General features: G+C 72.1%; 11 protein-coding genes and 2 pseudogenes. 6 read left to right on the forward strand and 7 right to left on the reverse strand.

Translation table 11 applies throughout. The annotated features are described in order from the left end of the window. Positions 1-28 precede the first annotated feature (28 nt). Positions 29-1180, reverse strand: coding sequence for an acyl-CoA dehydrogenase family protein (locus VXC91_RS05065; RefSeq protein ID WP_329505407.1), 1152 nt, complete (start codon positions 1178-1180; stop codon positions 29-31). 96 nt (positions 1181-1276) lie between these two features. Between VXC91_RS05065 and VXC91_RS05070 the strand changes: the two genes are divergently transcribed. After that, complete coding sequence (locus VXC91_RS05070; protein WP_329505408.1) at positions 1277-1918, forward strand: TetR/AcrR family transcriptional regulator; 642 nt, start codon at positions 1277-1279, stop codon at positions 1916-1918. Between the two features lies 1 nt (position 1919). Then, positions 1920-2198: pseudogene (locus tag VXC91_RS05075) on the forward strand (transcriptional regulator); the annotation flags it as partial. Positions 2199-2324: 126 nt separating this feature from the next. Here VXC91_RS05075 and VXC91_RS05085 read toward each other — a convergent pair. The 5 genes from VXC91_RS05085 to VXC91_RS05105 all read right to left on the reverse strand — a co-directional run bounded on the left by VXC91_RS05085 (position 2325) and on the right by VXC91_RS05105 (position 8753). After that, on the reverse strand, positions 2325-3407 hold the full coding sequence (locus VXC91_RS05085; protein ID WP_329505409.1) for a Zn-dependent alcohol dehydrogenase: 1083 nt from the start codon (positions 3405-3407) through the stop codon (positions 2325-2327). 5 nt (positions 3408-3412) lie between these two features. Further along, positions 3413-4810 (reverse strand): aldehyde dehydrogenase family protein, encoded by a 1398-nt coding sequence (locus VXC91_RS05090; RefSeq protein ID WP_329505410.1) that lies wholly within the window; start codon positions 4808-4810, stop codon positions 3413-3415. A gap of 279 nt (positions 4811-5089) precedes the next feature. Beyond that, positions 5090-7330 carry a molybdopterin oxidoreductase family protein gene (locus tag VXC91_RS05095; RefSeq protein ID WP_329505411.1) on the reverse strand — a complete coding sequence of 747 codons (2241 nt, stop codon included), beginning with the start codon at positions 7328-7330 and terminating at the stop codon, positions 5090-5092. Positions 7331-7523: 193 nt separating this feature from the next. Then, a complete protein-coding gene (locus VXC91_RS05100; protein ID WP_329505412.1) occupies positions 7524-8144 on the reverse strand; it encodes a TetR/AcrR family transcriptional regulator in 621 nt (206 codons plus the stop codon). Between the two features lie 84 nt (positions 8145-8228). Continuing rightward, complete coding sequence (locus VXC91_RS05105) at positions 8229-8753, reverse strand: hypothetical protein (RefSeq protein WP_329505413.1); 525 nt, start codon at positions 8751-8753, stop codon at positions 8229-8231. A gap of 182 nt (positions 8754-8935) precedes the next feature. Here VXC91_RS05105 and hmgA point away from each other — a divergent pair, with 182 nt between their 5' ends. The 3 genes from hmgA to VXC91_RS05120 are packed head-to-tail and all read left to right on the forward strand — an operon-like array spanning position 8936 to position 12216. Continuing rightward, a complete protein-coding gene (hmgA, locus tag VXC91_RS05110; RefSeq protein WP_329505414.1) occupies positions 8936-10252 on the forward strand; it encodes a homogentisate 1,2-dioxygenase in 1317 nt (438 codons plus the stop codon). Between the two features lie 26 nt (positions 10253-10278). Beyond that, positions 10279-11028, forward strand: coding sequence for a GntR family transcriptional regulator (locus VXC91_RS05115; protein WP_329505415.1), 750 nt, complete (start codon positions 10279-10281; stop codon positions 11026-11028). Between the two features lie 12 nt (positions 11029-11040). After that, positions 11041-12216: a type ISP restriction/modification enzyme gene (locus tag VXC91_RS05120; RefSeq protein WP_329505416.1), complete on the forward strand. Its 1176-nt coding sequence runs from the start codon at positions 11041-11043 to the stop codon at positions 12214-12216. Here VXC91_RS05120 and VXC91_RS05125 read toward each other — a convergent pair. Then, positions 12213-12887: a TetR/AcrR family transcriptional regulator C-terminal domain-containing protein gene (locus VXC91_RS05125; RefSeq protein ID WP_329505417.1), complete on the reverse strand. Its 675-nt coding sequence runs from the start codon at positions 12885-12887 to the stop codon at positions 12213-12215. The genes VXC91_RS05120 and VXC91_RS05125 overlap by 4 nt on opposite strands. Here VXC91_RS05125 and VXC91_RS05130 point away from each other — a divergent pair. Further along, positions 12877-13017, forward strand: a pseudogene (locus VXC91_RS05130) (ABC transporter permease); the annotation flags it as partial. The gene VXC91_RS05125 and the pseudogene VXC91_RS05130 sit on opposite strands and share 11 nt — an antisense overlap. Between the last annotated feature and the right edge of the window lie 448 nt (positions 13018-13465).

Below are 13465 nucleotides of genomic sequence, written 5' to 3' on the forward strand. Positions count from 1 at the left end.
ACATCCGCCGACGTACTCAGACCGGTACTCAGAACGCCGAGACCCCGGTCAGCGCTCGCCCGATGACCAGTTTCTGGATCTGGCTCGTGCCCTCGTACAGGGTCATCACCCGGGCGTCGCGCAGGAGTTTGCCCGCCGGGTACTCGTCGATGTACCCGTAGCCGCCGAAGACCTGGAGGGCGTTGTTGGCGGCGCGTACGGCCGCCTCGGAGGCGAAGAGCTTCGCCTTGGAGGACTCCACGGCGAAGGGCAGGCCCCGGTCGATCAGATCCGCGACGCGCCACGTGAGCAGCCGCGCCGCGTCCACGTCGACGGAGATGTCACTGATCAGTTCCTGCACCAGCTGGTGATGGGCGATGGTCCTGCCGAACTGTTCGCGCTCCGTGGCGTACCGGACGGCCGCGTCCAGGGCGGCCCTGGCTATGCCGACACAGCCCGCCGCGACCGACATGCGCCCCTTGGCGAGGGCCGACATGGCGACGGAGAAACCCTTGCCCTCGGGTGCCAGCATCGCGGAGGCAGGCACCCGGACGTCCTCGAGGACCAGCTCGGCGGTGGCCTGGCCGCGCAGTCCGAGCTTGCCGTGGATGGTGCGGCGGGTGAGCCCCGGCGTGTCGGTCGGTACGAGGAAGGCGGACACGCCCTTGTGGCCGGGGGCGTCCGTGGAGCGGGCGAACAGCAGCACGACGTCGGCCCAGGTGCCGTTGGTGATGAACATCTTGGTGCCGTTGATCACGTAGTCGTCGCCGTCCCGAACCGCCCTCGTGGCGAGATTGCCCGCGTCGGAACCGGTGCCCGGCTCGGTGAGCCCGAAGCAGCCGACGTACTCGCCGGAGGTGAGTCCGGGCAGCCACCGCCGCTTCTGTTCCTCGCTCCCCCAGGTCGCGATGGACTTGGCGACGAGCCCCAGCGAGACGGACACGATCCCGCGCACGGACGAGTCGCCGCGGCCCAGCTCCTCGGTCACCAGGCAGTACGCGAGATGGTCGCCGCCCGACCCGCCGTACTCCTCGCCGATGGTGAGGCCGAGGAACCCGACCTGGCCCAGCTTCTTCACGATCGACCGGTCGACCTCCTCGGCCCGGTCCCAGGCGACCACGTGCGGAGCGATCTCACGCTCCACGAAGTCCTCTGCCAGCCGCCGGACGGCGACCTGCTCCTCGCTGAGCTCCAGGTTCACGATGCGTCACCCCAAGGGAAGGTCCGGATGGTCATTGAATGCCGCACATTTAAATTAGCACTGCTAGTTTCGGAGGGCAGCCCTACTATGTGCGCCATGGCCCGACCCCGCAAGCCCCTCCTCAGCACCGACCGCATCGTCGCCACGGCGCGGTCACTGGTGGACTCGGAGGGCCTCGCGGCCGTCTCCACGCGACGGCTCGCCGCCGAACTCGGGGTCAGCGGGCCCTCGCTCTACAACCACTTCCGTACGAAGGACCAGATCCTGGAGGCGGTGGCCGACTCGGTCAGCGCCCAGGTCGACCTGTCGATGTTCGAGGACGGCCGGGACTGGCGGACGGCGCTGCACGACTGGGCGGTCTCCTACCGGGCGGCGCTGCGCGAGCACCCCAACATCGTGCCGGTCCTCGCGCACGGCCCCGGCCGCCGCCCGGCCGCGCTGCGCCTCGCGGACGCCGTCTACGGCGCGATGGTGGACGCGGGCTGGCCGGCCGCGCAGGCGACCTCCATCGGCGCGCTGATGCGTTACTTCGTCATGGGCTCCGCACTCGGCTCCTTCGCGGGCGGCTTCGTCGACGACGAGACGGCGTACGACCCGGCCGACTACCCCCACCTCGGCCAGGCTCATCTCCTCGCCGAGCAGCAGGTGAAGATCGACGAACGCGCCTTCGAGACGGGCCTGAAGGCGCTGCTGGACGGGCTGGAGCGGCAGTACGAGCAGTCACGGCGTCCCGGGTAGTCGGCTGGGCATCGCCGTCACCGATGCGCTGACGGCGGGCGGGTTGCTGCGCCAGGACACCGGGTTCGCGCTCACCGACGCGGGCATGGCGTGGTTCGACGCCGCCGGGATCGATCTCGACCGCCGGGGCCGCCGCCCGCTGGTCCGCGCCTGCCTCGACTGGACCGAGCGCCGTCCCCATCTCGCGGGCGCGGCGGGCGCGACCCTGTGCCGGCCCGCCCTGGAGGCCGGCTGGTGCGTGCGCATCGGTTCCGAGCGGGCGGTGGCTCTTCCTGGGTGAGGTGCCGGGGCTGCTGACGCTCGAAGGTGGCGTGCTGGGCCTGGCCGGCGTGGCGGTCTCCCGGTCGCGCCCATGCCGGACGGTACCGGTCCCGAAGCCGCGCGCGACGGTACCGGCAGCGGAGTCCTAGAACACCACCAGCGCGCGACCTCCCTTGCCCGCCAGCATGTTCTCGAACGCCGCGGGGATCCCCTCCAGCGCGATCCGCTCGGTCACCAGCGCGCCCAGGTCCAGGCGCCCGGCCCGCACGTGCTCCGCCAGGACCGGCAGGTCCTCGGCCGGGTCGGAGTTGCCGTAGACACAGCCCGAGAGCGTGCGGCCCCAGTGGAAGATCTCCAGGGCGTTGAACGTGACCTGCTGGTCCTTGCCCCCGATGCCTACGACCGTGGTACGGCCGCCGCGGCGCGTGGAGTCCCATGCCGCGCGGATGGTGACGGCGCGGCCCACGCATTCCACGGCCACGTCGACGCCCTGCTTGTCCGTCAGGCCGCGGATCTCACGGTGTGTGGTGTCGGAGGCGAGCACGAAGTCGGTGGCGCCCGCACGCCGCGCCAGTTCCTCCTTGTCGGGGGACACGTCCACCGCGATGATCCGCTCCGCCCCCGCGATCCGTGCGGACTGCAGTGCCGCCAGGCCCACGCCGCCCGCACCGAAGACCGCCACGGTCTCCCCGGGCAGGACCTTCGCCGCGTGGTGCACGGCGCCGTATCCCGTGAGCACGGCACAGCCCAGCAGGGCCGCGTCGGCGAGCGGCACACCGTCGGGCACCGGCAGCACACAGGACGCCGCCACCACCGTCTCCTCCGCGAACGCGGCGACGTTCAGACCTGGATACAGGTCGGTGCCGTCGTCGCCACGGCGGGCGTGGACGTCACCGGAGCCGGCCAGGGCGTTCGCGCACAGCCACACCTCTCCCAGCGTGCAGACGTGACAGGTCCCGCAGGAGGGGGCCCAGTTGAGGACCACGCCGTCGCCCGGCGCGACATGGGTGACCCCGTCCCCCACCGCCACCACGGTTCCCGCGCCCTCGTGGCCGAGCACCGCGGGTACCGGCACCCGCATGGTGCCGTTGGACAAGGACAGATCGGAGTGGCAGACCCCGGCGGCGGCCAATCGGACCCGGACCTGGCCGGGGCCCGGCTCGGGAAGTTCGATGCCGGTGACCTCGAGCGGGGCACCGACGGCGGGCAGGACGGCGGCACGGACCATCTGGCTCAGCGCTCCTGGAACTGGAGGGACTTGGTCTGGAGGTACTCGGCGAGCCCGTGCGCACCCAGTTCACGGCCCACCCCGGACTGCTTGTAACCGCCGAAGGGCGCAAGGGGATTGAAGCGTCCGCCGTTGATGTCGACCTGCCCGGTCTCGAGCCGCCGCGCGAACGCGGCAGCCTCCGCGTCGTCGCCCGCCCAGACGGCGCCCGCGAGTCCGTACACGGTGCCGTTGGCGATACGCAGGGCGTCGTCCTCGTCCTCGTAGCGCAGGACGGAGAGCACCGGGCCGAAGATCTCCTCCTGGGCGATCGTCATGTCCGGACTCACGTCGGCGAAGACCGTGGGCCGGACGAAGTAGCCGCGCTCACGCGGGGATCCGGGGCCGCCCGCGATCAGGCGCGCGCCCTCCTCGATGCCCTTCTCGATGTAACCCCGCACCCGCGCCTGCTGCTTGGCGTTCACCACCGGGCCGATGCGGTCGCCGTACTTCGCCGCGGCCGCGGCGGCGAGCTCGAGCGCCTCCTCGTACTGCTCTCGGTGCACCAGCATCCTCGTCCAGGCGCTGCACGTCTGGCCGGAGTTGGACATGACGTTGGCGACGCCGACGTTCACGGCCCTGGCGAGGTCCGCGCTCGGCAGGATGACGTTCGCGGACTTGCCACCCAGCTCCAGTGCGACCTTCTTGACGGCGGCTCCGGCCGTCGCGCCGATCTGCCGGCCGACCGCGGTGGAGCCGGTGAAGGAGACCAGGTCGACGCCCTGGTGCGCGGCCAGCTCCTGGCCCGCGACCGGGCCGAGTCCGGTGACGAGGTTGAACACCCCGGCCGGCACGCCCGCCTCGTGGACCGCCTCCGCGAAGAGCTGGGCGGTGAGCGGGGTGTCCTCGGCGGGCTTGAGGACGACCGTGCAGCCCGCCGCCAGGGCCGGGGCGACCTTGGCGACGACCTGGTGGAGAGGGTAGTTCCAGGGGGTGATGGCGCCCACGACCCCGACCGGCTCCTGGTAGACGGTGGAGTTGCCGACCTTTTCCTCGAAGGCGTGGGTGGCGGCCAGTTCGGCGTACGAGCCGGCGACCATGATGGGCATGCCCACGTGGACGTTCTGTGAGAACGGCAGTGGTGAGCCGAGCTCGGCGGTGACGGTCTCGGCGATCTCGTCCTTGCGGGCCACGAGCACGTCCCGGAGGGCGGTGAGCCGGGCGGCGCGCTCGGTGGGCGAGGTGGCCGACCAGGCCGGGAGGGCGGTGCGGGCGGCACGCACGGCGGCGTCGACGTCCTCCGCGGTCCCGGCCGGGACCCGGCCGATGACCTGCTCGTCGACCGGGTTCACCACCTCGATGACGTCCGGACCGGCGGCGGGACGCCAGGCGCCGTCGATGTACATGCCGTCATGTGCCTTCATCGTCGTTCCTCCCGGGCCGGGCAGCCTCGTCCGGCCCCAAACTAGCGCCGTTAGTTTTGGCGCGCCAGAGGCCTCCGGGCCCGTGGGCGCGGAGCCCGCTCACGGTGCGACGATCTCACGCCCGGGCCACGACACATCGGATGTCGCGCCGGCAGCCCACGGTCGTCCCCGAGCCGCGAACCGCGCGCCGAGTCCGTCTCCCGGGCCGGCCTCGGGGCGAGCGGAGTGCGATGGAGGACGAGGCCGTCCAGGCGCGGGCAGTCAGCGTGGCCGTCCGGGTCAGCCCGGCGTGTGGAGCGGTGCGAGCTCGACGGGTACGCCGTTGAGCACAGCGTTGCCCGACAGCGGGTCGAGAAGGCTGCCGTCGAGGAGCTGGTTGACATTGACGCCCGGGTCGAGGGCGGCGTGGCTCATCCGGGTGCCGGGTCGGTCGTGGCCCCAGCCGTGCGGCAGGCTGACGACGCCGCGCCGGATGCCGTCGGTGACCTCGACGGGCGCGGTGACCGCCCCGCCCGCCCCCTTGACCCGCACCGGCTCGCCGTCGACGAGCCCGAGCCGATCGGCGTCCTCGGGGTGGATGTGCAGGGTGCACCGGTTGGATCCGCCGGTGAGCGCGGGCACGTTGTGCAGCCAGCTGTTGTTGGACCGCAGATGACGCCGCCCCACGAGCACCAGACCGTCGGCGCGTTCACCCAGGGCCTGCTTCAGGCGCGGAAGGTCGTCCGCGATCGGCTGCGGCAGCAGTTCGACCTTTCCGCTCACCGTCTTCAGCGGTCGCGGGAGGCGGGATCGGAGCGGTCCGAGATCGATGCCGTGCGGGTGGGCGAGCAGCCTCTCCAGGCTGAGCCCGTCGGACCGGGTGCCGAATCCGTCGCCGTAGGGGCCGAGGCGCAGCATCATGTCGAGCCGCCGCTCGGGGCCGCTGTCACCGGTGAGCAGACCGGCCAGCTCGCGCGGGTCGCGGCCGTGGACGGGCGAGTTGGCCTCGGTGACCGCCCTGGCGAGGGTCTGGTCGACGACCATGGCGTCGACGGCCTCCGGGTCGGCGCCGTGCATGCCGGTCGCGGCGAGCACCAGCCTCGCGAGGATCTCGGTCTCCGCCATGCGCCCCGGCCCCAGGGGGACGGGGGCACGGGTGTAGCGGACCTGATTGCGCACGGCCAGGGTGTTGAAGGCGAAGTCGAAGTGCGGCGCCTGGGAGGGCGGGGGCGGCGGCAGAAGAACATGCGCGTGGCGCGAGGTCTCGTTGAGGTACGGGTCGACGCTGACCATGAAGTCCAGCGAGCCGAGCGCCTTGTCGAGACGGTCCCCGTCCGGCGCGGAGAGCACCGGGTTGGCGGCGACGGCGATGACCGCGCGGATCGGGCTGCCCTCGCCGGTGGCGGTGTCGATCTCCTCCGCGAGCGCGGAGATCGGCAGTTCGCCCTTGGCCTCCGGGTGCCGGCTCACCCTCGAGTGCCAGCGCCCGAGCGCGAACCCGTGGCCCGGCCCAGCGGGCCGGGGCGTCCGGTCGGTGGCCGACAGCGGGAAGAGGGCGCCGCCGGGCCGGTCGAGGTTGCCGGTGAGGACGTTGAGCACGTCGACCAGCCAGCTGGCCAGGGTGCCGTGCGGGACGGTGCAGCTGCCGATGCGGCCGTAGACGGCGGCGGTGGGTGCGGCGGCCAGCTCGCGGGCGAGGGTACGGATGGTGTCCGCCTCCACGCCGCACGCCCCGGCCGCGGCCTCGGGTGTGAAGTCCCGTACGGCCGCGGCCACTTCCTCGACACCTTGCACATGCGGGGTGAGGTCCCCCAGGTCGACGAGGTCCTCCTCGAAGAGGACGTCGGCCATCGCGGCGAGGAGCAGCGCGTCGGTGCCGGGGCGGACGGCGACGTGCCGGTCGGCGAGCCGGGCGGTCCGGGTGCGGCGCGGGTCGATCACGGTGAGGGTGCCGCCCCGGGCCCTGAGGGACTTGAGCTTGCCGGGGAAGTCGGGGGCGGTGCACAGACTCCCGTTGGATTCCAGCGGGTTGGCGCCGATCAGCAGCAGGTGGTCCGTGCGGTCGAGGTCGGGCACGGGGATGGCGTTCGCGTCCCCGTAGAGGAGGCCGCTGGAGACGTGCTTGGGTATCTGGTCCAGTGTGGAGGCCGTGAAGAGGCTGTGGGTGCGCAGACCGGCGAGCAGGACGGTCGGGTAGAGAGCACCGGCCATGGTGTGCACGTTCGGGTTGCCGAGAACGACACCGACGGCGTGCGGCCCGTACCGCTCGACGACCGGCCGCAGCCCCGCGGCCACGGCGTCGAACGCCTCCTCCCAGGTGGCCTCGTGCAGTTCTCCCTCGCGACGCACCAGGGGCGTGCGCAGCCGGTCCGGATCGGAGTCGGCGGCCCCGAGGGAGGCGCCCTTCGGGCAGATGAATCCCTGGCTGAACACGTCGTCACGGTCGCCCCGGGCACCGGTGACACGGGAACCCTCGACGGTGAGCGTCAGTCCGCAGGTGGCCTCGCAGAGGGGACAGATGCGCAGGGCGGTGCGGGACACGGGTCCTCCCATAGGGGTGGCGGCGGTGACGCACGAACGGGGCCGAGCATACCGACCGGTATGGACCAGGGGGAGGGGTGGACCAGGCTCCGGCCGTCACCGCCCCGAGGACCCCGGCGCGCTCGCCCGCCACCGGTGACTGCCAGGTGCCGCGACCGGACAGGTTCACCGCCTCGCGACGCCCGGCACGGCACTAGTCGAGCACCCTGCCCAGATAGGCCCGTAGCAACTCCCGCGTCTCCTCGATGACCTTCTCGTCCCCCTCCGGGGCCACCCGGAAGGCGAGATGGACCAGGGTGTCGGCGGTCTCCACGGCGATCAGGACCGTGCGCCGCAGGTCGTCGTCCGGTTCGCGGTCGAGGTAGGCCGAGAGCAGGTCCGTCAGCCGGTCGGCGACGCGGTGGTTGGGCTCGCCGTACCGGGAGCCGACCGGGATCTGGTTGCCGAAGTCGACGAGGGAGAAGCCCGGGGCCGTGCGCTTCATGTCCAGGTACTCGTCGAGCACGACGTCCATGGCCGAGCGCCAGCCCCCCTCGCCCTCCGCGCCCGCCAGACGGCCGGTCACGTGCTCGGTGTAGCGCTCCAGGTTGCGTTCCGCGAGGGCGTCGGCCATCGCCCGCTTGTTGCCGAAGAAGCGATAGACGGAGCCGATGGGCACACCCGCGCGCAGCGCCACCGCCCGGGTGCTCAGGGCGTCATAGCCGACCTCGTCGAGGAGTTCGGCGCAGGCGTCGAGGATTCTGGTCAGTCGTTCGGCGCTGCGGCGTTGGACGGGCGCACGGCGCAGCGATGTCGCTCGGGGCACGGGCTTCATGATGCCTCTCCGCCAGGGACCGGTGAATCTCGCCCGTCCGTACGGAAACCGGTGGGCTCAGCACTCATCGGCCGACCCCCGCGGTCACTCCTCCTCCCGGTTCGCCGTCGTCCCGGCACCGGACGCGGTGATGTCCGCGGTGCTCTCCACGGGCTTGCCGTGCACCGCCCACACCGTCCGGTCGTCCGCGTACAGCCGGGACGTCACATGGTGCGTGCCGCGCGGGACGAGCCTGGCGGGAAGGTGGTAGTCGACGACCCTCAGCCGGGTGAGAGCGCGTCCGTCCAGGTAGAGCCGGACGACACCGCGACCGGCCTCGGCCACCGGCCGCGTTCCGTCGGGCGAGAGGCGGAAGTTGTGGACGGTCAGCCGCGCGTCCCAGTCGTCACCGGGGTCGGGCTGCACCTGGATCGCCACCTGGGGCGCGCTCTTCTCGTCGACCTCACGGTAGTGCCGTCCCTCCTCGTCCGTGTCGTCCAGCACCTTGCCCACCGGCGAAACCGACACCTCGCTCCCCCGCTCGCGCGCGTCACCCGGGCCGCAGCCCGCCGAGCCGCCGAACAGGGCACCCACCGCGAGCTCTGCGAGCAGTCCGCGCGTCCACGACATGGCCGGGAGCGTATTGCACCCGTCCGACGGCGGAATCCCCCTCAGGGCTGGTTCTTCCGCCCTCGAGGGCCCGGCGGTCCCGCGACTCGGGCACTCTCGGGGCTCATGTCCGCCTGCCCCCTTGCGCACCCGATCACCGAATCCTACGGTGATGCATAGGAATCAGCGATGAGGGAGCGGCGATGAGCGGGGACGCGAGGAAGACCGCGGAGGGGCTGTCCTATCTCTCCGGTTTCGGCAACGAGCACAGCTCGGAGGCGGTGCCGGGCGCACTGCCCGAGGGCCGCAACTCACCGCAGCGCGCGCCGCTCGGGCTGTACGCGGAGCAGCTCAGCGGTACGGCGTTCACCGAGCCGAGGGCCCACAACCGGCGCTCGTGGCTCTATCGCATCCGCCCGTCGGCCGCCCACCCGGCGTTCGGCCGTGCGGACAACGGGATGATCCGTTCGGCGCCGTTCACGGAGACGGTGCCCGACCCCAACCGGCTGCGCTGGAACCCGCTGCCCGAGCCGGCCCCGGGGACGGACTTCCTCGCGGGCCTGTGGACGCTCGGCGGCAACGGCGACGCCACTCAGCGCACCGGCATGGCCGTGCACCTGTATCACGCCAACGCCTCCATGCACCGCGTCTTCAGCGACGGCGACGGCGAGCTGCTGATCGTGCCGGAGCGCGGCGGGCTGCTGCTGCGCACGGAGTTCGGGCTGCTGCACGTGGAGCCCGCCGAGGTGGCGCTGATTCCGCGGGGCGTCCGCTTCCGCGTGGAGTTGCTCGACGGCTCCGCCCGCGGTTATGTCTGCGAGAACTACGGAGCCCCCTTCCGCCTTCCCGACCTCGGCCCGATCGGCGCCAACGGCCTTGCCAACGCCCGGGACTTCCGGGCGCCGGTCGCCGCGTACGAGGACGTCGAGGGCCCGGTCGAGGTGGTGAACAAGTTCTGCGGCAACCTCTGGTCGGCGATGTACGACCACTCGCCGCTGGACGTCGTCGCCTGGCATGGAAACCATGTGCCGTACGTCTACGACCTGCGCCGCTTCAATGTGATCGGCACCATCAGCTACGACCACCCGGACCCGTCGATCTTCACCGTGCTGACCTCGCCGAGCGACACTCCCGGTCTGGCGGGCGTCGACTTCGTGGTCTTCGCGCCGCGCTGGCTGGTGGGCGAGGACACCTTCAGGCCCCCGTACTTCCACCGGAACGTGATGAGCGAGTACATGGGTCTCGTCGAGGGTGCGTACGACGCCAAGGCGGAGGGTTTCGTGCCGGGCGGGGGCTCGCTGCACAACATGATGTCGGCGCACGGTCCCGACCGGGACACGTTCGAGCAGGCGAGCGCCGCCGAGCTCGGCCCCCGGAAGATCGATGACGGGCTGGCGTTCATGTTCGAGACCCGCTGGCCGGTGACCCTGGCCGCACACGCGGCCCGCGCCGATCACCTGCAACGTGGGTACGACGGGGTCTGGCAGGGCCTCGAGCGTCACTTCCGCCCGTTGCACTGAGCGCCCACGACCGGTACGGATAGCCCGTGACCTCCTTCGCCCCGGATTCGATCGTCCTCAACCGCAAGCTGCCGCTCTGGTACCAGGTGTCGCAGTCGCTGCGCGCCTCGATACTCGGCCGTTCGCCCCGGGACCCGCTGCGCCTGCCCACCGAGGAGCAGTTGGCGGGGCACTACGGGGTGAGCGTGCTGACCATGCGGCAGGCACTGAAGGAGCTGGAGGACGAGGGGCTGATCTCGCGCCATCGCCGGCGCGGCACATTCATCGAGCCCAGCGCGAGAAGGGGCACCCCGGTGCGGCTGCTGGGTTCGGTGGACGCGATCGTGGCACAGCAGTCCGGGATGACGACCGAACTGCTGGACCACGGCAGGGCCCCGGTGCCCGCGGAACTCGCCGACCACTTCCCGGATCTCGCCGAGGTGGCGACGTACCACCGGCTGCGCAGCGACGAGAAGACCGGCGAGCCGACCAATCACGCCCGCAACTACGTCCGTCCCGAACTGGCCGAACGCATCGACCGCGAGGACCTGGTGCGGTGGCCGATGACCAAGGTGCTGCGGGACGTGGTGGGTGCGGACATCAGCCGCATCACGGACACCGTGCAGGCACGGCTGGCCGATCCCGAGACGGCCCGCCTGCTCGAAGTCCCGCTGCTCAGCCCCATCCTGCACTACACGGGCATCACGTTCGACGCCAATGGGCGGCCGCTCGACGTGGCGGTGATCCATTACCGCGGGGACCGGTTCTCCTTCACGGTCACCCTCGAGGCCACCTGACCACGTCGTACGATGCCCAGCGTGACGCACGACGACGCTCCGCTGCTCGCGGACCTCATACCGTGGTCCGTCGCACCCCTGCGGCCGGGCCGCGCCTGGCCGTCGGCGCCCGACCCGGCCTCGCTGAAGGCACGATGGGACGCCTTCGTGAAGGCCGAAGGGCCCGACCGGGAGGCACTGCTGGAGCCGACGCGTTCGCGCACGCTGTACTCGGCGGTCGGACAACTGCCGGGCCGGGCCGGCGGCACCGAGAAGCTGGTGCGTGCCTCGGGCCCCTGCCCGGAGCCCGTCCGCGTCCTGCACGCGCCGTTCGACGAGCAGTGGCTGATCCCCGACCACCGGTTGATCGACGTGGCTCGACCGGAGTTGTGGCGGGTCGCGGACGAGCACCAGATCTTCGCCGTGGAGACGGCCGCCGTGCCCGACTCGCCCGGCCCGGTCCTGCTCGCGACCTCGCTGCCGCCCGTACTCCGGGCCCGCCGTATCCGCCCGTTGTACCGACGTCCCGGCGGCGTCGAACCCAACCTGACGCCCGGCCTGCTGGACCACCTCGGCGCCCGTCTGGGCCTGTCCCCCACCCCGGTGGACGTCCTCGCCTGGACCATGGCGACGGTACGTCCCGGGCCCGGCGGACCGGCCGTCCCCCTCACCGAGGACCCGGACGTCTGGACGCACGGCGTCGAACTGGGACACCGCATCCTCTGGCTGATGCGCCGCGACGGCGAGCGACCGAAGCTCCCCGGCGGCCGCCGGCCCTATGTCCGTGCCCCGCTGCCCGGACGCCCCCTGACGCTGCACTACGACCGTGGCGAGGAGAGTCTGCACCTCGAGGACGGCCGTATCTCCCCGGTACCGCCCGAGGCCTGGGACTTCGAGGTGGGCGGGGACCGCGTCCTGGAGCAGTGGTTCGCGGCCCGGACCTTCGAGGCCGGGCCCGGCACCTTGCAGGCGATCCGCCCGGCGACCTGGCCACAGACCTGGACGTCCGAGCTGCTGGAGCTCATCACGATCCTCGCGCTCCTCGCGGAGCTGCGTCCGCGGCAGGCCTCAGGGGAGGTGACCGCCCCTCTCACGGCCACCGCGCTGCGCACGGCAGGGGTGTTGCCGGTACCGACCGCGGCACGCCGGCCGGCGTCGGTGCTCGACCACCACGAGGAGGGCCCTGCGGGCCAGTTCGCGCTGCTTTAGCTCCTGGGCTCGAAGCTGTCCAGCACCCGCCCCAACGCCCTTTCGAACACCGCCTCCAGGTCGATCGGCCCGGCGTCCTCCGCGAAGGCCGCCGCCATCCGCGGACACGCGCCGGTGGCGATCCGCCCGCCGAGGCAGGCGATCCGCACCGCGCTCTCCTGCTCCTCCGACCAGGGCAACGACCGGGCGCGTTCGGCGGTGGCCAGCTCGTTCGCCACGTACATGGTCACCACGCTGTTGACCATCGCGACCAGTTCCATCTTGGTGCCGTAGGACACCTCGAGCGGGTCGAGGCAGGCCAGGCAGTGCTCGAGGTAGCGCAGGGCGTTGGGGCTGAAGCCGTAGAGGCTCGACATCAGGCGCCGAAGCCAGCGGTGACGGCGCATGAGGCCGCGGGTCTGGTGCGCCGCCCGCAGCATGTCGGCCCGCCAGTCGCCCGACGGCTCCCACAGTTCGTGCTCGCCGCTGACGGCATCCACCATCAGTTCGTACAGGTCCTCCTTGCGGGGGACGTAGTTGTACAGCGACATGGTGCCGCAGCCGAGCTCGGCCGCCACCCGGCGCATGGAGACCGCGTCGAGCCCTTCCGCGTCGGCGATCCGCACCGCGGCGGCCGCGATGTCGGCACGGCTGTAGGCCGGTTTCGGCCCCCGGCCCGCCCTTTTCGGCAACGCACCCCTCCCCAGTGGCGCCGCCTGGCCTGTGGCCCACCCCGTAGCCGGGTCGCTGGCCTGGTGCACGGTGCTGATCGCGGTGTTCGCCCCCCTCGCCGTCCGTCGCTACGCCCACGGGGAACGGTGAACGGCTGACGGGCAGAGGTGACCGGCCGCCCGGGAAGCCACCGCTCCCTGGGCATGCTCCCAGCGCCATGCGATGCACGCTGCACTCCCTCGGCGCGCACCCGGCCGGCGCACGCCGTCAGCGCCTCGACGGAAACACATGGACGAGCTGGTCGGCCGGCGCTGGGCGCGCTCGACGCGAGCGAGGCGGAGACCCGGCCCGGAGGCGACCGCCATCGTATACGCGCACCTCAGGGAGCTGTGGGCCGTGGCCGACCATCCGCCGCCGACGGCCGGAGAGCGGTGGCGGATGGTGGGGGCGGGGACCCTGAGCGCTGCTGCCGTCGATCACGCTGCCGGGCGGGAACGAGACACGGACGGGGAATGTACCCGCGCTCGGGACGCACACCGGGGCGCTGCCGCCTGCCGTGGGGATGACGGACGACGTGGTCGCGGTGCTGCGCCGGGAC

Source organism: Streptomyces chiangmaiensis, assembly GCF_036281785.1.
In the GTDB taxonomy this organism is placed as follows: Bacteria; Actinomycetota; Actinomycetes; order Streptomycetales; family Streptomycetaceae; genus Streptomyces; species Streptomyces chiangmaiensis.